Annotated in this window: 25 protein-coding genes and 2 riboswitches; of the genes, 9 read left to right on the top strand and 16 right to left on the bottom strand. The window is 34.4% G+C overall.

The genetic code is table 11. From position 1 onward, the window contains the following. Window positions 1-91 precede the first annotated feature (91 nt). Together A33S_RS0100785 and A33S_RS0100780 are read right to left on the bottom strand one after the other, a co-directional pair. A complete protein-coding gene (locus tag A33S_RS0100785) occupies window positions 92-907 on the bottom strand; it encodes an alpha/beta fold hydrolase (RefSeq protein WP_009381990.1) in 816 nt (271 codons plus the stop codon). A gap of 212 nt (window positions 908-1,119) precedes the next feature. Continuing rightward, window positions 1,120-1,455 carry a hypothetical protein gene (locus A33S_RS0100780; protein WP_009381991.1) on the bottom strand — a complete coding sequence of 112 codons (336 nt, stop codon included), beginning with the start codon at window positions 1,453-1,455 and terminating at the stop codon, window positions 1,120-1,122. A gap of 533 nt (window positions 1,456-1,988) precedes the next feature. On the opposite strand from A33S_RS0100780, the gene A33S_RS0100770 reads away from it, so the two are divergent. Then, window positions 1,989-3,122 (top strand): proline dehydrogenase family protein, encoded by a 1,134-nt coding sequence (locus A33S_RS0100770; RefSeq protein ID WP_009381992.1) that lies wholly within the window; start codon window positions 1,989-1,991, stop codon window positions 3,120-3,122. Window positions 3,123-3,551: 429 nt separating this feature from the next. On the opposite strand, the gene ribH is transcribed toward A33S_RS0100770, so the two are convergent. The 8 genes from ribH to A33S_RS0100730 all read right to left on the bottom strand — a co-directional run bounded on the left by ribH (window position 3,552) and on the right by A33S_RS0100730 (window position 11,144). After that, a complete protein-coding gene (gene ribH, locus A33S_RS0100765) occupies window positions 3,552-4,019 on the bottom strand; it encodes a 6,7-dimethyl-8-ribityllumazine synthase (RefSeq protein ID WP_009381993.1) in 468 nt (155 codons plus the stop codon). Between the two features lie 12 nt (window positions 4,020-4,031). Next, the gene (locus tag A33S_RS0100760) at window positions 4,032-5,213 is read right to left on the bottom strand and encodes a bifunctional 3,4-dihydroxy-2-butanone-4-phosphate synthase/GTP cyclohydrolase II (RefSeq protein WP_009381994.1); all 1,182 of its coding nucleotides are present in this window, start codon (window positions 5,211-5,213) and stop codon (window positions 4,032-4,034) included. Window positions 5,214-5,224: 11 nt separating this feature from the next. Then, the gene (gene ribE, locus A33S_RS0100755; RefSeq protein WP_009381995.1) at window positions 5,225-5,857 is read right to left on the bottom strand and encodes a riboflavin synthase; all 633 of its coding nucleotides are present in this window, start codon (window positions 5,855-5,857) and stop codon (window positions 5,225-5,227) included. 5 nt (window positions 5,858-5,862) lie between these two features. After that, window positions 5,863-6,906: a bifunctional diaminohydroxyphosphoribosylaminopyrimidine deaminase/5-amino-6-(5-phosphoribosylamino)uracil reductase RibD gene (ribD, locus tag A33S_RS0100750; protein WP_009381996.1), complete on the bottom strand. Its 1,044-nt coding sequence runs from the start codon at window positions 6,904-6,906 to the stop codon at window positions 5,863-5,865. A gap of 118 nt (window positions 6,907-7,024) precedes the next feature. Beyond that, window positions 7,025-7,154: riboswitch (FMN riboswitch) on the bottom strand. Window positions 7,155-7,317: 163 nt separating this feature from the next. Continuing rightward, the gene (locus A33S_RS0100745) at window positions 7,318-9,042 is read right to left on the bottom strand and encodes an FAD/NAD(P)-binding protein (protein ID WP_009381997.1); all 1,725 of its coding nucleotides are present in this window, start codon (window positions 9,040-9,042) and stop codon (window positions 7,318-7,320) included. Window positions 9,043-9,396: 354 nt separating this feature from the next. Next, window positions 9,397-10,275 carry a peptidoglycan release complex glucosaminidase SagB gene (gene sagB, locus A33S_RS0100740; RefSeq protein ID WP_009381998.1) on the bottom strand — a complete coding sequence of 293 codons (879 nt, stop codon included), beginning with the start codon at window positions 10,273-10,275 and terminating at the stop codon, window positions 9,397-9,399. A gap of 183 nt (window positions 10,276-10,458) precedes the next feature. Further along, window positions 10,459-10,680 carry a hypothetical protein gene (locus tag A33S_RS0100735; RefSeq protein ID WP_009381999.1) on the bottom strand — a complete coding sequence of 74 codons (222 nt, stop codon included), beginning with the start codon at window positions 10,678-10,680 and terminating at the stop codon, window positions 10,459-10,461. 224 nt (window positions 10,681-10,904) lie between these two features. Further along, window positions 10,905-11,144 (bottom strand): hypothetical protein, encoded by a 240-nt coding sequence (locus A33S_RS0100730; protein ID WP_009382000.1) that lies wholly within the window; start codon window positions 11,142-11,144, stop codon window positions 10,905-10,907. 339 nt (window positions 11,145-11,483) lie between these two features. On the opposite strand from A33S_RS0100730, the gene A33S_RS0100725 reads away from it, so the two are divergent. Both A33S_RS0100725 and A33S_RS0100720 read left to right on the top strand, forming a co-directional pair. After that, window positions 11,484-11,954 (top strand): sigma-70 family RNA polymerase sigma factor, encoded by a 471-nt coding sequence (locus A33S_RS0100725; RefSeq protein ID WP_009382001.1) that lies wholly within the window; start codon window positions 11,484-11,486, stop codon window positions 11,952-11,954. A 5-nt stretch (window positions 11,955-11,959) separates the two neighbouring features. Continuing rightward, window positions 11,960-12,403, top strand: a complete 444-nt coding sequence (locus tag A33S_RS0100720) for a competence protein ComK (protein WP_009382002.1) — start codon at window positions 11,960-11,962, stop codon at window positions 12,401-12,403. Here the strand turns inward: A33S_RS0100720 and A33S_RS0100715 are convergent. Beyond that, a complete protein-coding gene (locus A33S_RS0100715) occupies window positions 12,393-12,833 on the bottom strand; it encodes a hypothetical protein (protein ID WP_009382003.1) in 441 nt (146 codons plus the stop codon). The genes A33S_RS0100720 and A33S_RS0100715 overlap by 11 nt on opposite strands. Window positions 12,834-12,980: 147 nt before the next feature. Between A33S_RS0100715 and A33S_RS0100710 the strand changes: the two genes are divergently transcribed. Both A33S_RS0100710 and A33S_RS0100705 read left to right on the top strand, forming a co-directional pair. Beyond that, on the top strand, window positions 12,981-13,391 hold the full coding sequence (locus A33S_RS0100710) for a YolD-like family protein (protein WP_009382004.1): 411 nt from the start codon (window positions 12,981-12,983) through the stop codon (window positions 13,389-13,391). A gap of 133 nt (window positions 13,392-13,524) precedes the next feature. Then, complete coding sequence (locus A33S_RS0100705) at window positions 13,525-13,869, top strand: hypothetical protein (RefSeq protein WP_009382005.1); 345 nt, start codon at window positions 13,525-13,527, stop codon at window positions 13,867-13,869. A gap of 73 nt (window positions 13,870-13,942) precedes the next feature. On the opposite strand, the gene A33S_RS0100700 is transcribed toward A33S_RS0100705, so the two are convergent. Beyond that, window positions 13,943-14,653: a transaldolase gene (locus tag A33S_RS0100700; protein ID WP_009382006.1), complete on the bottom strand. Its 711-nt coding sequence runs from the start codon at window positions 14,651-14,653 to the stop codon at window positions 13,943-13,945. A 195-nt stretch (window positions 14,654-14,848) separates the two neighbouring features. Between A33S_RS0100700 and A33S_RS0100695 the strand changes: the two genes are divergently transcribed. From A33S_RS0100695 to A33S_RS0100685, 3 genes are all read left to right on the top strand, one after another. Continuing rightward, window positions 14,849-15,154 carry a hypothetical protein gene (locus tag A33S_RS0100695; protein WP_009382007.1) on the top strand — a complete coding sequence of 102 codons (306 nt, stop codon included), beginning with the start codon at window positions 14,849-14,851 and terminating at the stop codon, window positions 15,152-15,154. A 164-nt stretch (window positions 15,155-15,318) separates the two neighbouring features. Beyond that, window positions 15,319-15,690, top strand: a complete 372-nt coding sequence (crcB, locus tag A33S_RS0100690; protein WP_009382031.1) for a fluoride efflux transporter CrcB — start codon at window positions 15,319-15,321, stop codon at window positions 15,688-15,690. Further along, complete coding sequence (locus tag A33S_RS0100685) at window positions 15,683-16,039, top strand: fluoride efflux transporter FluC (RefSeq protein WP_009382053.1); 357 nt, start codon at window positions 15,683-15,685, stop codon at window positions 16,037-16,039. Before crcB ends, A33S_RS0100685 begins: the two co-directional genes overlap by 8 nt. 59 nt (window positions 16,040-16,098) lie before the next feature. Here the strand turns inward: A33S_RS0100685 and A33S_RS0100680 are convergent, their stop codons facing one another. Then, the gene (locus tag A33S_RS0100680; RefSeq protein WP_009382054.1) at window positions 16,099-17,004 is read right to left on the bottom strand and encodes an NERD domain-containing protein; all 906 of its coding nucleotides are present in this window, start codon (window positions 17,002-17,004) and stop codon (window positions 16,099-16,101) included. A 176-nt stretch (window positions 17,005-17,180) separates the two neighbouring features. Next, window positions 17,181-18,383: a methionine adenosyltransferase gene (gene metK, locus A33S_RS0100675; protein WP_009382055.1), complete on the bottom strand. Its 1,203-nt coding sequence runs from the start codon at window positions 18,381-18,383 to the stop codon at window positions 17,181-17,183. A 111-nt stretch (window positions 18,384-18,494) separates the two neighbouring features. Beyond that, window positions 18,495-18,608: riboswitch (SAM riboswitch) on the bottom strand. A gap of 157 nt (window positions 18,609-18,765) precedes the next feature. On the opposite strand from metK, the gene pckA reads away from it, so the two are divergent. After that, entirely contained in the window at window positions 18,766-20,355 is a 1,590-nt protein-coding gene (pckA, locus tag A33S_RS0100670) for a phosphoenolpyruvate carboxykinase (ATP) (protein WP_009382056.1), read from the top strand. 44 nt (window positions 20,356-20,399) lie between these two features. Here the strand turns inward: pckA and A33S_RS0100665 are convergent, their stop codons facing one another. Continuing rightward, the gene (locus A33S_RS0100665; RefSeq protein ID WP_009382057.1) at window positions 20,400-21,170 is read right to left on the bottom strand and encodes an alpha/beta hydrolase family protein; all 771 of its coding nucleotides are present in this window, start codon (window positions 21,168-21,170) and stop codon (window positions 20,400-20,402) included. After that, window positions 21,151-21,618 (bottom strand): RNA deprotection pyrophosphohydrolase, encoded by a 468-nt coding sequence (gene ytkD, locus A33S_RS0100660; protein ID WP_009382058.1) that lies wholly within the window; start codon window positions 21,616-21,618, stop codon window positions 21,151-21,153. The genes A33S_RS0100665 and ytkD overlap by 20 nt, the downstream gene beginning before the upstream one ends. Window positions 21,619-21,623: the final 5 nt, after the last annotated feature.

The raw sequence follows: 21,623 nt of genomic DNA, 5'->3' as shown, positions 1-21,623 counted from the left end.
ATCTTTTGCTTTTTCAATGCTATTCAAATAAAATTTTAAAACATAAAAAAATAGGCGAGAACATTAAATTCTCACCTATTCATGACATACTTTATTTAACTTCTTCCGCTGAAAAGCCAATTGAATAAATACGATTATTTAAGAATGATAGGATGTATCTTAGGACATAATCCCTTTCTGGTTCGTTATGTATTTCATGGAATAACCCTTCCCAAACTTTGAAGTACATTTCGTTCGTTTTTAAGACTTTAGGAAGGCGCGCCATCGCTTTAACATCAGAGATTTCATCTTCACTACCATACATGATACACATTGGAATTGGCGGGACGTCTTTTAAATGATCCATCGTGTCTTTCATCTTGTGAATAACTTCTTTAAACCAATGATAACTTACCTTACGAATCATTAAGCTATCATCTTTCGCATCTTCAATGACATCTAAATTACGTGTTAAATCGTGTAATTCAATACCTATATCAAATTTAGCATCTTTATTTAAACTTCCAAAATTTGATGCAAGTGCTTTCTTTCGGAACTTGTTACTTTGGTTAAATGAAACAAGTGGTGATATTAAAATAACGCCCTCAAGGTTTAATTTAACGCGTTCTAATAAATTAAGTAAGATTAAACCGCCTAATCCAACCCCTAATACAAACACTGGTAATTCATATTCTTCAGCGATTCGAACCCAATCAAGCACGCGTTCGTGATACACTTCGAACTTTTCAATTTGCCCTTTATTCATACGAGAAGTTTGGCCTTGTCCTGGTAAATCTCCCATAATCACGTGAAAGCCATTTCTACGTAATTTCGTAATTAAATAAGCATAGCGCCCAGTATGCTCTAACATATTATGTGTAATGACGATTACGCCTTTAGCTTCTTTTTCAGCTTCCCATTTCCACATCTCTAAAGCCCCTTCTATAAGAAATTCATACATTTTTATTGTATCAAAATTTATATGTTAAAAACCATTTTAAAGTTTAGGTACTTTACTATTATTATCACAAATTTACTGGTCTAAAACTCATCATTAGATAAGGATTCTTCACATTTCCCCTTTTTGAAAAGCCAAATAAAAAACCACAGCATTCACTGTGGTTTTAAAGTCCCTTATTTTTAAGCTAAATTAAATTTCTTACGCATAAACGGTAAATTTGTAATTAACATTGCTAATAAAATTTCATAGAACATTGGGAATAATTTTGCTAAGAATAAAGTGAACCAATTTTTGAAGAATGCGCCGATTCCTTGGCCACCTGCGTCAAAGTTAGCAATGATCGTGATATCGATTAAGTTTAATACGATAACTACTGCAAAGATAACCCATGCCTTCTTAAGAAAGATTGTAGCAATAACTGCTAATAGCGTAATAATAAGAAGTTCGAAAATAAAATATTGAATAAATTTATCCAGTTGATGACCGAATATGTAGAAACCTAAATCTCTAAACATAACCTCAAAACTCCTTTTTCCAATCTACATTCATATTTTACCATGGTTAACACGATTTAATTTTAAAGATATAGTAAATTTTACAAGGTGTTATTTACACTAAATTTACATTACTAAGGCGTTATTTACTGGAACAGTTAGATGTATTTACATATTGTTTCTTATAATAAGTGAACGATTCTTAAACACTGTCATAATGGTTAAAAGGACTTTTAAAATAAATCAATATAAATTTACAATAGATTATCATGGCATTCACATATACATGATAAGTTGGAATTGAATACGAATACGATTAATAGGAGTTAACTATGAAATTTATCTTAAAATGTATTTTCATAATCTTATTATTATGTGGTGCACCTGTTGTAAACAGTGTATTGCAGCAACCTATTGATGCGAAGGCAAACGCGGTAAATGTTAAGTAATTGTCTAAAAATTATCAATAATTTGAAATAAAGTATGTGAAAACGTTTTCCTCATTTCTGAATCGTGATACACTAGTAAAAAGAAAAGAAATGGGAGGAATTTTCATGGGCTTATTTAAGAGCTTTTTTATTGGTCTTTCTAACAGTACCGCGTTAAACGAGTTAGCTAGAAAGTTTGGCCCGAGTTTGGGGGCAAACAAAGTAGTTGCTGGAGAGACTATCGAGTCTGTTATTGAAACTATCAAGGAGTTAAATCAAAAGAATATCTCTGTATCTGTAGATAGCTTAGGGGAGTTTGTTAATACCAAAGCGGGTACTATTGAATCTAAAAACAAAATCATTGAAGTGATTCACGCGATTCATGAACACAATGTAGATGCACATATTTCTTTAAAGATTAGCCAACTAGGTAGTGAATTCGACAAAGAACTTGCATATGAAAATTTAAGAGAAATTTTATTAGAAGCACACAAATGTGGTAACATCCACATCAATATTGATACTGAAAAATTTGCAAGCTTACATCACATCCTTGAAACATTAGATCGCTTACGCGGCGAGTTCAAGAATGTAGGAACAGTAATTCAAACATATTTATATGACGCTGAAGCAATTGCAGATAAATATCCTGACTTACGTTTACGTATCGTAAAAGGTGCTTATAAAGAATTACCTTCTATTGCATATCAAACTAAAGAAGAAATCGATCAAAACTATATCCGTATTATCGAGAAACGCTTATTAACTGCGACTAACTTAACGTCAATCGCAACACATGACCACGATATTATCAATCATGTGAAACAATTTGCTAAAGATAATAACGTTAATAAAGATCACTTTGAATTCCAAATGTTATACGGTTTCAGAAGCGAGTTAGCTGAATCTATTGCTAGAGAAGGCTATAATTTCACGATTTATGTGCCATACGGTGACGATTGGTTTGCATACTTCATGAGACGCTTAGCTGAAAGACCTCAAAACATTAACTTAGCATTCAAAGAATTTGTAACACCTAAAACTTTAACTGTCGTTGGTTCAGCAGTTGCAGGTGCAGTGGCCGTTGGTGGTTTAATCGCTGGTGTTGCTTCATTATTCGGTAAGAATAAGAAAAAAGACAATAAAGACGAACAACTTCATAAATACGAAGGTTACAACAAATCAAACCAAGCTCACGAACAAGTGAATGGCGAGTTATTTGTAACACCTGATTTTGATAACAATCAAAAATCAAGCTAATTAGATGATAACTAGGGATGCGTGCATCCCTAGTTTTTTTCATTTTTAGAAATTTTGAGATATTTCAAGCTTTAGGGTGCACTTGAAACTTGATGACGTGATCCTAATCAAGTCTCAGACCGATTTAAACTTGATGCGTAAATGCTTATCAAGTTTCAGACCGTTTCAAACTTGATGGCGAATATCTAATCAAGTCTCAGACCGTTTCAAACTTGATGACGAATATCTAATCAAGTCTCAGACCGTTTCAAACTTGATGACGAATATCTAATCAAGTCTTGCACCCTACTCCCCTCATCATACTTAATCCAGGATATACCTAGTCCACTAAATCCATCACATATAGAAATTACAAAAACCCCCCCAAGGGAGCACGCTTTCTCCCTTGGGGGGTTCATTATTTCAACTATCGTTATTTCAAATTACAACTTATGCTTCAGGTAAACTTTTTAATAAGTTTGCCATTTCAATAGCACCTGTTGCAGCTTCAGCACCTTTATTACCAGCTTTCGTACCTGCGCGTTCTACTGCTTGTTCAATTGTCTCAGTTGTAATAACACCGAAGATAACTGGCGTATCAGTTGATTGGTTCGCATGAGAAACACCTTTCGCAACTTCATTACATACGTAGTCGTAATGCGTTGTTGCACCACGAATGACACAGCCTAACGTAATTACTGCATCATATTTATTACTTTTAGCTAATTTTTTCGCTACGAGTGGAATTTCGAATGCACCTGGTACATAAGCGACATCAATGTCATCTTCTTTAACATCATGACGCACTAATGTATCTTTAGCACCATCAAGTAAGCGCCCCGTAATAAAATCGTTAAAACGGCTAACCACGATTGCTACTTTTAATCCACTACCTGTTAATTTACCTTCAAAATTCATCTAAATGACCTCCTAAATTAAATGTCCCATTTTTTCTTTTTTTGTAATTAAATACTCATGATTATGTTCATTGTGCTTTGTTACTAATTCAATTCTCGAATTAATATTTATGTCATAGGCTTCTAAACCAGTAAACTTATCAGGATTGTTACTTAATAAATTAACCGATTTAATACCTAAGTGACGAAGGATTTGGGCAGCTACACCGTATTCTCTTAAATCCGCTTCAAAGCCTAAAGCTTCATTAGCTGACACTGTATCATGTCCTTCTTCGATGAGCTTGTATGCTTTAAGTTTATTCATTAAACCAATGCCACGGCCTTCTTGAGAGAGATAAATGATGGCGCCTCCGTGTTCATTAATATACGACATCGCTGCTTCAAGTTGGTCGCCGCAATCACAGCGTTCACTATGGAAGATATCTCCCGTTACGCAAGACGAATGAATACGGACATTTTCAACTTCTCTTAAATCCCCTTTACTAATGACAACATGTTCTTGATTATCAATTATAGAAGTAAAGCCATACATTTCAAATTCGCCAAATTTAGTAGGCATTTTAACTTTAGCTTCTTCTTGAATTAAAGCGTCATATTTTTTACGATACTTAATTAAGTCTGTGATGGTAATCATTTTTAACTGATGCGTTTCTTTAAACTTTTGTAGGTCCTCGCCTTTAGCCATCGTGCCATCCTCATTCATGATTTCACAAATAACACCTGCTGGCTTAGCACCTGATAAACGCGCTAAATCTACACATGCCTCGGTATGACCTTCTCTTTCAATCACACCACGGTCTTTTGCAATCAATGGAAATAAGTGACCAGGTTGATGAAAGTCTACAGCTTCGGATGCATCATCAATTAATGCTCGAGCTGTTAATGTGCGTTCGTGTGCACTGATACCTGTAGTCGTAGATTTATGGTCTATACTAGCTGTAAAGTTAGTCCCATATACATCCCTGTTATTTTGTACCATTGGATTTAAATGAAGTGACTCAGCTATTTTACGTGATATCGGTGTGCAAATTAATCCTCTACCATTTTTAGCCATAAAATTAATCGTATCGTCTTTCATATATTCAGTGACAGCAAGTAAGTCACCTTCATTTTCACGATCTTCATTATCAAGAACGATAACCATGTTGCCCGCTTTCAAGGAAGCAATCGCTTCGTCTATTGTGTCAAATTTCATTCTCATACACCTCAGAAACCATATTTTAATAATTTTTCTTTAGTTAGTTCTGAACCTTTTTGTTGAGATAACTTTTCTACATACTTGAAAAGCATATCCGTTTCTAAATGCACAGGATCGCCAGTTGATTTGTCTTTTAAAATAGTGGCTTTACGCGTTTCAGGAATTAAATGAATTTCAAAATAAGTTTGAGTTAATTTAAAGATTGTTAAACTTATACCATCGACCGCTATGGCACCTTGTTGCACCATCTGATTTAAAAGTTTCTCATCGCATTTAATGGTGTAAATCCATTCGTTCTCTGACGCTTTAATACTTGCAATCGTCCCTTGTCCATCAACGTGTCCTTGAACAAAATGACCACCTAAGCGTCCGGTCGCAAGTAGCGCACGCTCTAGGTTCACGCGGTCACCTTGTTTCAATTTGGCGATATACGTAATCGATTCTGTACCTTGAATCATATCGACAGTAAAACTTTCATTTGTAAAAGACGTCACAGTTAAGCACGTCCCATTTACACTAATAGAATCACCGATATGCATATCTTCAAGGATTTTATCACAGCCTATTGTTATCTCAACGACAGGACCACTTTTATTCATACGTTTTATTTCACCGACTTCTTCGATAATACCGGTAAACATACGTATCACTTCCTTTTTAAAGTGAGTTTGACATTATCATCCAACATTTGGGTATTCATAATTTGAAATTGAGGTGTTTGGTCAAGTGGATTCACATTATCAGTCTGATAAAACTGATATTGACCAGTTCCACCTATGAGTTTCGGGGCATAATAAAGAATGAATTGATTGGTAAATGAAGAAGTAAGAAATTGTGAGGATACATTAGGGCCCGCTTCAACAAGCACACGACCAATGCCTCTTTCGAAAAGCACATTCAAGATCTGTTCTACTTCACATTTAGGTAAATATATAATTTCTATATGTTCATATGGCGATTTCAAGTTTTCATTCTCAGTAATAATAGTTACTGGATGAGTTGGATCTTGGTAAATTTGCTGGTCGAATTGGATATCACCTTTACGCGATAAAATAAATCGCTTAGGATTTTTACCCTCTTCAATACGTGTCGTTAAAGTTGGGTCATCCGCTAAGACAGTTTGGTGACCTGTTAATATCGCATCATGTTCATGACGTAATCTAAAGACATCTTGTTTAACTTTCTTGTTCGTAATCCACTTACTCTCACCATGGTCATTCGCTTGTTTACCGTCTAGCGAGCATGACACTTTTACCGTAACAATTGGCTTTTGTTGAGATTTAGATTTGAAGAAACTGTCATACAATCGATGCGCTCGATCACTTGGACGATACGTCACATCAATCCCGTGGTCCTCAAGTACATCGTGACCTGTTTTCTCAAGAGAAACGTCTTTGGTCGCATAAACGACCTTTGTAATACCAGCCTCGATAATCTTAAGCGCACATGGAGGCGTACTACCATAGTGTGAACAAGGCTCTAAAGACACATATATCGTCGCACCTTTACAGCGTTCAGAGGCCATATGTATCGCTTGAACTTCAGCATGGGCTTCACCTTGTTTCAAATGGCTACCGATTCCGACAATATTGCCATCTTTAACAACAACCGCGCCTACAGGTGGATTTTGACCTGTTTGACCGTCTACCATTTCTGCCAATGAAATCGCATATTCTAAATAATTCGTCATGTTATCACCTCATAAAAAAACACCCGACGTATAACAGGTGATGGTTTGAAAAGTATAACAAAGTAAGCCTTTCATTCTATAAAAAGGCACACTTAATACAATGCTACAATGAGCATCTTCATTCTTTCTCCCATCCAGACTTTAACTGTCGGCTCTAGATTCTCACTAGATCAGCCACATAAAGATTATGCAGGTCGCAGGCTTAACTTACTGCCGGTTAGGAATTTCACCTTGCCCCGAAAGAATTCTATTCAATTATATTTAAACCCTATTAGGTGATAAATCAGAAATATTCTGATATCAATATCATACCTTATTCATAGGTTATTTACAATTCTAAAATATCATCACGTTAAACAATAAAAAGGTTACGACGATTGTAACCGCCGCAACCTTTTAAAATTATTTATCTTATTTCTTTTTCTTATCTTTCTTTTTACTGTCTTTCTTAGACGCTTTCTTCTTATCGTCTTTTGATTTCTCTTTTTTCTTTTTGTGTTTCTTATCTTTCTTCTTGTCTTTCTTGTCTTGTTCTAAGTCGTCATCTTTACGCGACTTTTTACTTTTCACTTTTTCGTCTTTTTCAGATTTTTTCTTTTTAGCTTTCTTTTTCTCTTTTTTCTTAGATTTGTCATCTTTAGATTTTGACTCAGAAACTTTCTCTTTAACGTCTACTGTTTTGTATAAGGATTCAACAGCGGTTCTTACTTGTTGTAGGATCATTGTCACACTATTACGTTGGTAGTTCACACCATTCGTTAACTGACCAATCACTCTAAAGTCACTTAGCGTTCCGTATTTAGAACTAATGACCTCATTCGTAGCTGGTACAATTTGTACACCGCCCATTGGATGTGGTTGAACAATTTGGCGGTTATAAATGTCTTGAACGAGCGCGTCATCACTATCTAACTCATCTAAATGCGTCTTTGGACCCGTCGCATTAATTAAGACATCATAGCGAACTTCATCTCGAACGCCTTTATATTTGATTCTAAACTTACCATAATAATGTCTTACATTCTCGACACCTTTTTTAATAGACAGTCGACCCATTTGAATTTCATCGATTAATAACTTAGCTGTAGACGTAGGCATAGGGTTCGCATTGTCTTTTAAATAACCATTATATTCAGTGTGAAATAATTTTTGATCCTCTTTCGATAAACTATTCCAAATCCAATTCATATTTTCTTTAATTTCTTCAATCAAGCTTTGGAAAAGCCCTACCTCATCTGCGTGTCTTAAGTCGTAGTTTAAGTCACGCACTGGATTACCCTGTTTACGGTGTAGTAATTTTTTAAGCGGAATACCTAATGTATCACATTCTTTCTTAAATAAATCTAAAACTTCATTTAAAGGTACGACGCCAAAGTTCTTAAGTTTAAGTTTTTGGAAGTTGTCTTGTGTTAAATGTTGTAATTCAATATCATATTTTGTTCCACGTACACTAGGTAATTTACCTCCGCGACTCGCAATCGTAACTGGCATTTTGTCATGATGCTTTAACACATAACGTACAACGTCAATACTCGCTAAACCAGTTCCAATTACAGCTACACGGTCTCTATCTTTAACGTCATCAAGCGTTGAGATTGTTGGATATGGCGACGGAATAAAACCTTTTTTCCCTTTTAAATTGTAAGGATCTTTGTATGATAGTGAACCAACCGTAAAGAACACATAATCGTATTGCTTACATAAACTGTGATCGTTATTCGTACAAACATTATAAATAATTGCCTTTAGCGATTTATCTTCTTCAATAAATATTTGAGTGACTTCTTCTTCTACTATATTAATATTTTTGTAAGTTTCAGTTATTTCGCTTAAATAATGTCTCATATATTGACCGAATAAATAGCGTGGTAAGTAAGTGGCATCCCCATATTTTTGTTCGGTTTTATTTTCGTACCATTCGCGAAATTCGTACGGGTTCTCTAAGTTTAAAGACATTTGGTCAGCCGGTAAATTAATTAAAAGTTCTTCGCTATCATTTTGGAAAGGCACACCCTGCCCCATATTGCGAGAATTATCATAAACATCAATTTCTATATCTTCAAATTTATCGTACTTCACCATTTCTCTAAGAATACTGACGCCTGCAGTACCTGTCCCAATAACGGCTACCTTCATATATATCATTCCTTTATAAGCTTTTTCGTTTTTTATTTACGTTTATTATAATACCAAACGTTCATTCACATTATTTATACCCTTTTCAAAAGCATTCAAATTCAGAATTTCAAATATCTTACATTGATTCTGAATTTAAGATATAGTAAAATTACAAACTATTATAAATCCTGACAACAAACGGAGTGATAATCTTGAAATTTATACTAAAAGTTATCTCAGTGATGATCGTCATTTTTGCTTTCTTATCTCGCAAAAACGTTGCTAAATAAATTACCCTTTAATCGTAAAGTTAGAACGTATAGAAAAGGTAGTTCAGACGTCTTATTGACCTGAACTACCTTCTCTTTATATCTAGTTGTCTTTAATAGATGCTTTCTCTTTTTCACCATCACCATCGCCAGATTTATAATGAAAGACTGTGAAGTACTTACCTTCTGTATTAATATCTTCATAGAATTCTGAGATTAAAGAAGCATTACTTTCTGCCCATTTAATATCCGTAGCGTATTGATGTTCCCCAGGATTTTTAGGGTTCCATCTCATACTATATAACGTATTTTGACCAGTACGTGATAGGAAATGTTTGTGAATGAATTCTGCGCCACCTTCGATAGCTTTTTCAGGTGTGTCCCAACCTTTTTTCTTAGCGTACTCTGAACCAGTCTTAATTGGTGCTTCGTCTCTAGCGCCTACGCCAAAGAAGTTATAGTATTTTTTACCATCAATTTCAATACCTTTAGAAAGTTCACTTTTATTATCGCCTGTTTCTAAGATTGCATGAGAAATTAAGTAAACTTCATTAATATTGTATTTCTTTGAGGCTTTTACAAAATCATCCGTATGATTTCTAAGCATTTCACGGTCACGTAACATACGCTTGATTCTATTTTCTTTAATCCCTTGGTATTTTGAGAGATTTAAAAACTGATACTTTTGCTCTTTATCATCAGCAATACGTTCGGTATCAAGCATTTCTTTTATTTCTTCACTATCAGCATCTCGCCAAGTTTTGTTTTTATCATCAGATGTTTGTTGACTTGTGTGATTATTGATTTGTTTCTTCGCTACTTTATCTAATGTTGTATCTAACTGCTCAACTTTAACGACCTCTTCAACATCTTCAAAGAAGATTTGATCTGCAATCATCATGAAAAAGATAATACCTGCTATTAATACTGCAAGTAACAATCCGACGATTGCCAACTTTGAGCCTGATTTCTCTTGTTTCATATCTACACCTCTCAAATACTGAAATCCAACTTTCAAAATATGTATGATAGAGCTTAATTTTATCACTCTACTATTGAATCATCAATTTATTACTTAATTTAACATTTCATTGTAAACAAACGGAAATATTTCAATAAAAAAACGATAAAACTTAATCCTATTTAAAGTTTTATCGTCACTTCGTTACTCTTCTCTTTTATAATCCATCATGATGAAACTCATAGCTTGTGAGCGATTTTTATAATAGTAACGATTTAAATCTATGGAACCTTCGACTTGACCATCACGGTATTGCATTTCATTCGTTAGATTATTAATCATTACAAAATCTGATTTATCTTTAATTCTGTCTAATTCGTCATTACGCGCGAAGAAATGTTCTAAATTTAAGTGTTCGTAATCCATTGAAACCTCCTCATATCTGAACCTCTATATAAATGATGGATTATATGCTACAAAAATGTTAATTTTTACGATTCTTCTACACCCTTATTTAACACCAATTTGCGTGTTTTCGCAAATGCTTTGTTACTTCAAAAGCATGTTAGTGCTAAAGATTTAACGCATGTAGCTCAACTTTTCTCTGAACTAAAATGAGGTTGAGTTACCCTCAACCTCAACCTTTAGATCTATTGTTTTTGATTTGTCTTTCGATTTTTTAAAAACGAATCAAAATCAAATATATCTAATTCAAATACAACAGCGTACACAAGGCTACCAATAATTAGACCTGCAATAACCGCAACAACGATTGGTGTAAATAAGCTTAATACCAACGCAGTAATAAACATGCAATAAATTAAAAATATGAAGTCCTCTAAATACCAAGTCTTTTGCTTGAAGTGACTAAAAATAGTGTTCATACGCATTGCATTTCGATCTCCTTTTATTTTATTTAACTGCTTATAGATTATCATGAGGCATGGTGCCTTTAAATCTTTTTATAAATAGTCACAATACTCTTTTTCTTCTAATAATTCGATTTAATTTGAAAAACCTCTTTTATTAATTTTAATTTATTCTTTTGAAAAACCTTATCTATTACTTAAGTCCTTTTAAACGTTCATATTGAATCATAAATGATGTTTAACTTTACTATCGAACATGAATAATATCAATTCGCAATATGACACCAAATTCTGTTTTATCTATAATTTGGTTAATCCGGAAATACGAATTGTGGCTCACAATAAAAGGACAAACGCTCTATGAATTTCAACCAAATTTACAATAAATATAATAAAATGATACATCATCTTCTCCATAAGTATCATATAAGGTATAATTATGATGAATATGAACAATTACTCTCTATCAAGCTTTGGCAACTTTATCAAAACTATGATCCTTCTAAAAATGATAACGAAGCACGTTACTACTACCACTTCCTAAACTTCTATCTCATTGATTTACTACGCAAACAATATCGTGAACCTTTATTAGAAGATATCTATGATTCTACTTTAAACCTTCCAGAACCCTACTCCTTTAATCATGCTGAATTTAATGCATTTATCGACCAACTCTCTATAGAGGAAAAACAATGGCTTATCTTAAGGTCACAAGGCTATAAGCTACACGAGATTGCTAAATTCATGCACAAATCTCCAAATACCCTACGTAAATACAAGCGCCTCTCTCAACTTAAATACCAGGCATTCTTCAATGAAAGGACTTGATTCCTATGCATGTTCCAACTCATTCTTTGTTGTACTTCACTACTTCATACAGTCAAGACTTCCAATTTGATCTATACTACATGCAACAACCTCAGCCTGTTCAAGTCGATATGACACATGTAAACCTTTTAAACATGCTCCTCCACAAACATCAAAAGTCTTTAAAAACACAAAAAGCCATCGCTAAACAAATATTGAATATTAATAAACTACTTCCAATATTTGTACACAATGACCTTTTGTTACTTCCTTTATTTGCTAAGCGTTCACCTATCAATACCTATATCAATTTATGTAACGTTGTAGGTTTATCACAACAATCTACAAATGAAACTACGATTCATTTTAAAGGTAATGTTCAGTTAAGTGTTAATCTTCCCTACCAATTATTGTCTAAAAAGTGGAAAGAAGGCTTAATGTTATATTTTTTAAGTTATGCTATTGATTAAACTTATACATTAATAGCTTTTTCGTAAAATAACCAATCGTAACTTTTAAGAAAAAGATACTAACCAACATGATGATGACCGACCCGAGCAGAATCAACGTATTGTTCATAACACTTAAATCATTCATCGGTCTTATAAAATGGTGCACGCTATTTAACAATGTTATTAATCCGAACAAGAATAAACCAAGTCCTAATATATTAGAAATAAACAGTCCAACTAACGCGGAAATCAAATTCCCTTTTGTAACTGGTTTATCTTTAAATATATATGTCTTGAGAAAGTTCTGAGCATAAGCATTCGGATTTTGATGCTCCACCTTTTCACCAGTTTTGTCATGCTGAATGACAGTTTTAAGCTTTTGCTTTTCTTTAAAATTTAAAAACCATAATTGTTTTTGCACGTGCTTATAAAATGCTTCCTTTTCCATTACGTCACCCTTTTTTATTAAACAATCATTATGTTCATATTTTATAGTTTTTGGTTGGTTTAAACAATCTTAATTTAATTTTTACATGAAAGATATAGACAAACAGAACATATGTTCTTATAATAAGTGATGACGAGGTGATCAATCATGCATACTACTTTCCAAAATCTACCAGATGCATATAAAGATGAAACGGATTATCGCAATATTCCAAGGCAATATTTAAACCCTAGAATTCCTAAAGGACGCGGTATGGTTAAATGGGCACCGTTCGCCACGATACCAGAACAGTTTGATGCTATCCAAAACCACATCGACGATCAAAGTAAGATTACAAAGCCGCTTCTAAGTGAAGATCAGTTAGCAGAGTTAAATCATATGTTATGTTTTAAGCTTTTCCACGAACCTAGATGTAAAATTAAATATTTTAGCGAGGGAGAAGTCAACCAACTTGAAGGATCACTTTCTAAAGTGTATCATCACGAAAATTTAATTATCGTGAAAGTGAACAACCAAACACAGAAACTCCGCATAACAGATATTTTAGAAATAATATGACACCTCATATACGATTAAAAAAGTGATAATCGCAAGCAATTCAACAACAAATGTAAAATATTTACATTTTTTATCTAAATTAGGCTATAATGTAATTGTTAATGCTTACTTACATTGGAGGTGCCGACTAACTATGAGCAATCGTAAAACAATCTTTTTGAGACGCAAATTCTCCCAAGTGGATGAGCATATCTCTTTTTTAATGAAGAAAGTAAGAAACACCAAAGAAAACCCTTTTAACTATAAAGATTTAAACGATGTTCAAAAAATTTATACATTAAACTTACACATTGAATTCTTTATATTTACAAGCGAAGAGTTTGCTGAAAAGAACTTAGAGCACTTAGTCACACGTATTTATGCGATTCATGAAGAATTAGAACATTTGATCATAGATAATAATAAGAATTTAGATACTTTGAATGCGGCATATCATAAATATTGCGAGAGTCGTAATATAGCCAAACAATATATTTAAGTGCATGGTTAAATGATAAAAGCCTTGAATGACGGTACCTCAACCATCATTCAAGGCTAATTTTTTTAGTTTTTTATAAAATACTTAAATCACTCTTTTGAATATCTTTTTCAAACCCTTTAACTGTATCAACTGACAGTTCATCGATATTACGACCAATGTTCGGGATCTTTTTAACAACGTCAGCTGGGCAAGTGATAATGTCAGCGCCGATTTCATCAGCTTGAATGACGTTAAATAATTCTCGGCAACTCGCCCATAATAACTTAACGCCTTCTTTTTCATGCGTCACTTTAACCGATTCTTTCATTAAAGGTAGCGGATCAACACCTGTGTCTGCGATACGTCCCGCAAATACTGAGACGTATGTAGGTACACCTTCTTTAACCGCTTCAGTGATAGCTTTCACTTGTTCAATCGTGTAAACCGCAGTGACATTAAGTTTTACATCTTTGTGTGAGAGCTTTTCAATAAGTGGAATCATGGATTCACCATTCGTATTCACAACAGGAATTTTTACGAACACGTTGTCACCATATTCCTTTAAAATCTCAGCTTCTTTCTCCATTGTTTCCATGTCATTCGCGAACACTTCAAATGAAATCGAAGCATCAGGGATTGCTTGAACAACTTCACTCGCAAAAGCCTTATAGTCCGTAACACCAGCTTTAGCCATTAAACTAGGGTTAGTCGTAAAGCCATCTACCTCTTTGTTTTGGTAAGCTTGTTTCATTTGCTCGATGTCTGCACCATCCGCAAATACTTCAACATTTAAATTAGACATACTTATTCCTCCTATCCTATATGAATCGTGTTACTGTTTAAAGTTGATTTACACTAGGTATGTATATAAATAAGTTATACCATTTTTCGTATATGATAGCTATTTTAAGGGGCTATCTAGAAATTTATTCATGAATATTAGATAAAAAGAAATTATTTGTGCTATGATGTATGTTGAGAATTATAGGAGGATATTATGAATACATCTAAAAAATACTTTTTTCTATCCTTAATATTAATTTTAATTAGTTGTTACTTTAATACGTTAAATCCACTATTAGATTTTCACTTTAAATCAATCATTTTACTTATATTAATATGTAGTATCGTGAATACGATTATCATACTACTTGCCATACATTTTAACGATAAATCGATTAAATCACTACATTCTCATAGTGGATGGGTACGCGGTGCGTCACGTATATTACCTTTCATAATCATGATTGTAATTGCCTTACATATTTTAGCAGCTTTATACACATTCGGTATATTTAATTAATTACGTATTCAATCAAACGAAATTAGCACGACTTTAGTGTTATTAAGATGATTTATGGATTCAATTTAATTTAGTTCGATTAAGGCAAATTGCCAGAGTGAGATTAAGAAATCTTTGAACCACATCGGGTTTCTGCCTCACTCTTTTTTTAATGAGGTGACAATATGCAATATGTATATATTTTTATAGGAGGCGCGATTGGTGCCTTGCTTCGCTACCTTCTTTCATTTCTCCACGAGCCTACAGACCTTCCAGTTGGTACCTTTATCGCAAATATAATCGGTGCTTTCTTAGTGGGATACCTGTCCCATGCTGCGATACAACTATTTCAAGATCATCCTAATGTAAAGAAAGGCGTTACGACAGGGTTTGTCGGCGCACTAACAACCTTTTCAACCTTTCAATTTGAAATCGTTCAAATGCTTAATCATCATCAAATTTGGCTCGCACTTTCATACGCAATTTTAAGCTTTTTAGCGGGACTTACATTTTGCATGAAGGGTTTTGCGTTAGGAGGTAAGGTTAAACATGATTAAAATCTTACTCGTGCTACTAGGTGGTGGCGTCGGAGCTGTTTTAAGAGGATTGATTACGAATCTTTTTAAAAAGTCCTTCCCTAAAGTAACCTTTCCTTTAGCAACAACTGTTGTTAATTTAGTGGGATGTTTTTTAATTGGATATATATCGCAGTTCGATTTAAATGATTCATTAAAAACTTTAATTGTCACAGGCATGTTAGGTGGTTTAACAACATTTTCTACAATGATGTACGAATTGATTCAAATGTTAAATGACGATAATAAACCTTCACCTTACTTTTATATCTATGCTTTGGTGCAATTTGTCCTAGGATTATTATGTTGTCTATTGGGATACTACGTGTAAATAAGGTTTAAAAAAAGCACTATAGCGTACCTATTCGGTATCGCTATAGTGCTTTCAATTTAATTGAAGCTTTCAATTTTATCCATAATTTCTTGCAGTTCTTCAACATTGTATTGAATACGTCCGTGGAAGACGAACTTATTAAAGTATTCATTAAGTTGTTCAGGTCCAACTAACGCGCGAGTATGAGACGTCTCTTGGAAATTAGAGATTGTTACTGCGCCATCATATTTAGGGTTAAAGTATAAAAGCGTTGTTGGTAGGTATTTTAAATCTAATTCACGTTTTAACGTTTCAGCTAAACGTTCAACTTTCGTAATATGTGTTGTGTAATCAACTACAGATAAAGAATGTTTATCATCATTTTGATCTAAAACAATCGTATGTGGTGCAGTTATTTCTAAATCAAGCGTGTTGAAAACTTGTTCCATAACTGGAAGCTTTCCAAATTGAGACTGATTAACACCGTAATACACATGTCCTTTTAAAAGTTGAGAATCGATTAAATAAAGACCCGTACGTGTAAGTACTAAGTGACTGATTCTAGAAACATCTTCAAAGTTTTGCTTTGGTAAAAAGATGTTTGCCATAATATGCATATCTTCAGGACGGATACGCTTTTCATTTACTAAGCGTTCACGAATACCTAAAAGACGCATGTCAGTGATATACTCACTTTTATTTTTAGAGAATAATTTTAAAGCATCAATTTCTCTATCTTTTGAATTTACCGTAGCTTCGTAATCTTCTTTTTGTTTCGTAATCGTTTTCTTATTTTCTATTCTTTCTTTCTCTAGAGCTTCTTCATGATTCTGATGTAATTCTGAATGTTTAGAGTTATATTGATCCTCTAATTTTTGTTTTGCTTTCTTTTTGCTGCTAAGCGCAACGAGAAATAGGATAAAGAATATAATTGCAAGTAGTGTTGCTACAATTAAACTAATGCTTATTGCATCTAAAGCCATATGATAAAACGCTCCCTTTCTTCTACAATCAGACAAACAGAAATATTCAATTTACAAAGTAAACTATGTATGATGTTTCTATTTTTAACGGCTCAATCTGATTTAAAATAAGCTATACCCTATTATAATAGAATATAGCTTATCATTCGATAGTTTCGTATGATTTTTTGTTAAAACTATTTAACTTTTTCTATAAAAGCATTTAATGCATCAACTTTATCAATTTCTTCCCATGGTAATTGGATGTCAGTACGTCCAAAATGACCATATGCTGCAGTCTGCTTATAGATTGGTTGACGTAAATTTAACATTTCAATGATACCTGCTGGTCGTAAATCAAAGATATCTCGAACCGCTTCAACAAGTAACGGCTCAGGAACTTTGTTAGTGTTGAATGTATCAATTGAAATAGATACAGGCTCGGCCTTACCAATTGCATAAGCGAGTTGAACTTCACACTTATCACTTAAACCTGCTGCAACGATATTCTTAGCTACATAACGTGCTGCATATGAAGCAGAACGGTCAACTTTAGTTGGATCTTTACCACTGAAAGCACCGCCGCCGTGTCGCGCATAACCACCATAAGTGTCTACAATAATCTTTCTACCTGTTAAACCTGCATCACCTTGTGGCCCACCAATTACGAAACGGCCAGTAGGATTAATGTAGAATTTCGTTTCTGCATCAATTAAGTTTTCAGCAACGACAGGATAAATAACATGTTCTTTTATATCATTTTCAATTTTACTTAACTCAATATCTTCATGGTGTTGAGATGACACAACAATCGTATCTACACGAACTGGTTTATGATTTTCATCATATTCAACAGTAACTTGTACTTTACCATCTGGACGTAAGTAAGCTAAAGTACCATCCTTACGTACATCGCTTAAACGTTTAGATAATTGGTGTGATAAATAGATAGGTAAAGGCATGTATGTTTCAGTTTCATTCGTCGCGAAACCGAACATTAAACCTTGGTCACCAGCACCAGTTGCTTCAATTTCTTGTTCTTTATCGTCATCACGGTATTCTAATGCGCGATCAACACCTTGAGCAATATCAGGTGATTGCTCATCAATTGCAGTTAATACAGACATTGTTTTGTAGTCATATCCATACTTAGCACGTGTATAACCAATGCCTTTAACTGTTTCGCGTACAACTTTAGGGATATCGACGTACGTTGATGTAGAAATTTCTCCTGCGATTAGCGCCATTCCTGTTGTTACTGTCGTTTCACAGGCAACACGCGCATTCTTATCGCCTTTTAAAATTTCATCTAAAACTGCATCGGAAATTTGGTCAGCAATTTTATCAGGATGTCCTTCAGTAACAGATTCTGACGTGAATAATCTTCTGTTAGTAGTCATTTTATACTCCTTTAAAATTTATATTACGAAAATTCTCTTTGATTTTATAGAGCTAAATAAAAAAACCTTCTTCACTATTAAGATAGAGAGAAGGCTTAATCCGTCCATTCGCTCTTATCGTTCAGACTATTGTCTGCAAACGGTTTGGCACCTTTCTTTTATATAGGATAAAAGAGGTTGCTGGGCTTCGTTGGGTCCATGTCCCTCCACCACTCAGGATAAGAGAATCCGTTAGCTACATACTACCTAAGTTTATTAAGCTTGTCAATTTTATGAAAATCTTTAAAATCTCTAGTAATAGCATGGAATAATAATACAAATGTGTTATACTAATTTCATGTAAATGCTTACATTACCGTAATAACTATTGGAGGGATTCTATATGACAATTGACATGGGGACGAATAACACGAAGATTGATGACATTATAGCAAAAGACACGTCTCATTTTCAATTAAGCACAACGGAATTATATAACAAAATTTTAGAAAGAGATGAAGGTGAATTAACAGAACTTGGTGCTATCAACATGAAAACTGGTAAATATACTGGTCGTTCACCTAAAGACAAATTCATTGTAGATGATCCTGAAATCGCTGACGAAGTAGATTGGGGAGATATTAACCAACCTATCTCTGAAGAAGTTTTCTTAAATCTTTATGATAAAGTCGTTAATTACCTAGATGAAAAAGATGAATTATTTGTTTTCAATGGTTATGCAGGTAGTGACAAAGACTCTGAGCTAAAATTAACTGTTGTTAATGAACTTGCTTGGCATAATTTATTTGCAAAAACAATGTTCATTCGCCCAGAAAGCGTAGAGGAAGCAGAATCTATTAATCCTGAATTTACAATTATTTCTGCCCCTACTTTTAAAGCAGACCCTGAAGTAGACGGCACGAAATCAGAAACTTTCATTATTACATCATTCAAACATAAAACAATCTTGATCGGCGGTACTGAGTACGCTGGTGAAATGAAAAAAGGTATCTTCTCAGTAATGAATTACTTATTACCACAAAACGATATCATGAGTATGCACTGTTCAGCTAACGTTGGAGATAAAGGCGATGTTGCTTTATTCTTCGGTTTATCAGGTACTGGTAAAACAACACTTTCAGCTGATCCAGATCGTAAATTAATCGGTGACGATGAGCACGGTTGGAACGAAAACGGTGTATTCAATATCGAAGGTGGTTGCTACGCTAAAGCAATTAATCTTTCAAAAGATAAAGAGCCACAAATTTATAGTGCTTTAAAATATGGTACAGTTTTAGAAAACGTTGTAGTTGATGAACATGGTGACGTTGACTTTGATGATAATAAGTACACTGAAAATACACGTGCTGCTTACCCTATCCACCATATTGATAATATTGTGGTACCATCAAAAGCTGCACACCCTAACACAATCATCTTCTTAACTGCAGATGCATTCGGTGTGTTACCACCTATCTCTAAATTAACTAAGAGCCAAGCTATGTATCACTTCTTAAGTGGTTTCACTTCTAAATTAGCTGGTACTGAACGTGGTATTACTGAACCAGAACCATCATTCTCTACTTGTTTCGGCGCTCCATTCTTACCATTAAACGCGAAAGTTTACGCTGACTTATTAGGTAAATTAATCGACGAACACGAAGTTGATGTTTACTTAGTAAACACTGGTTGGACTGGTGGTAAGTATGGCGATGGTAAACGTATCGACTTAAAATATACACGTCAAATGGTTAACCAAGCTATTAGCGGTGAACTTAAAGACGCTGAATATGAACAAGACGACATCTTTGGTTTAAATATTCCAAAAGAAATCGAAGACGTTCCATCTAAAATCTTAATGCCTAAGAACGCTTGGTCAGATGCAGAAGCTTATGATGAGCAAGCTAAAGACTTAGTAAACCGTTTCAAAGAAAACTTCAAGAAATTCGGTGAAGAAACTGCTGATCTTGAAAAAGACGGTGGCTTTAAATAATTCAATCATAATTAAACCGAGGCGCGTTATGCGTCTCGGTTTTTTTAAATTTCTGATTCTGTTTGTGCCATCCAATCTTGTATGTAATTGAGTACATCTTTTAAAGCGCTTGGACGAGGCACATGTCCTTCTTCCAATTGATATAACGTATCATAAGTAGCGCCTACTTGTTTTAAGTGCTTTTCCAAATGATAGGCTTGATGAATCCCCACTTGTTCATCCGCACCACCATGTACGATTAATATCGGAGGGCTCATCTGTGTTATTGCGTTCAGAGCTTCACGCTCATCATAAACTGAGCTTTGCTTCTTAGGGTGACCAATCATGCGTCTCATCATACCTCGCAAATCAACGCGCTCTTCGTACATTAAACGTAGGTCCGACACGCCTCCCCATATGATATAGCTTGTTGCACCGACTTCTTGAAATGTTAATAAGCCTTGAATACCGCCTCTTGAGAATCCGATTAAATGTAGTGGCGTTTCGGGATACATCTCCTTTAAAATATGTGCCGCTTCTATAACGTCATTTAAGTCCGCGCCAGCAAAGGCGTCATGCCCTTCGCTACCATTATTACCTCTATAGTAAGGCGCAAATACAACCGTTGAAGCATTCATAAATTGCATCATGCGCGCAGGTCGAACTCTACCAACCTGACCTTTACCACCCCGCAAATACATTACGATACGACGCGCTTCCTTTAAAGGCTTGAATAATAAACCTTTGACGTGAAACCCATCGACCTCATATGTAACTTCGTATGCTTCATGCGTAGATAATGCGATTGGCATTTTCTTATATTTTGTAAAAGCCAAGCTCAATCACTCTTTCTAAACATTTTAGAATCGCTTTATCTTCTATTAAGAAACTGCGTTCTTCATGGGGTACGTCGTCAGGTGACTTAAATAAAATTGGACCGGACGTTTCTAAATAATCCGCTTTGTCTACGATCTCAGATACCAGCACTACATAGACATCTTTTTTAAAGGGCTTTTCAGCGAGGACCTCATACTGTGCGATAAAATAATGTGCCTCAATAGTCGCACCGGTTTCCTCAAACAGTTCCCGCTTCAAAGCTTCAATGCTTGATTCACCCGCCTCACGTTTACCGCCTGGAAATTCAATGCCGCGTTCAAGATGTTTCGTAAACAAAAGTTGATTCTGATAAATTGGAAATGCTAAGACGTGATCACCGTCTGAAGGCTCGGAATCGGACTTAAATGTCACATGAACTGGCGTATTGTCTTTGTCTTTAAAAATCACATCAG

It is taken from the genome of Staphylococcus massiliensis CCUG 55927 (assembly GCF_000298075.1).
GTDB classification, from domain to species: domain Bacteria; phylum Bacillota; class Bacilli; order Staphylococcales; family Staphylococcaceae; genus Staphylococcus; species Staphylococcus massiliensis.
This window is presented reverse-complemented; position numbering and strand designations above follow the sequence as displayed.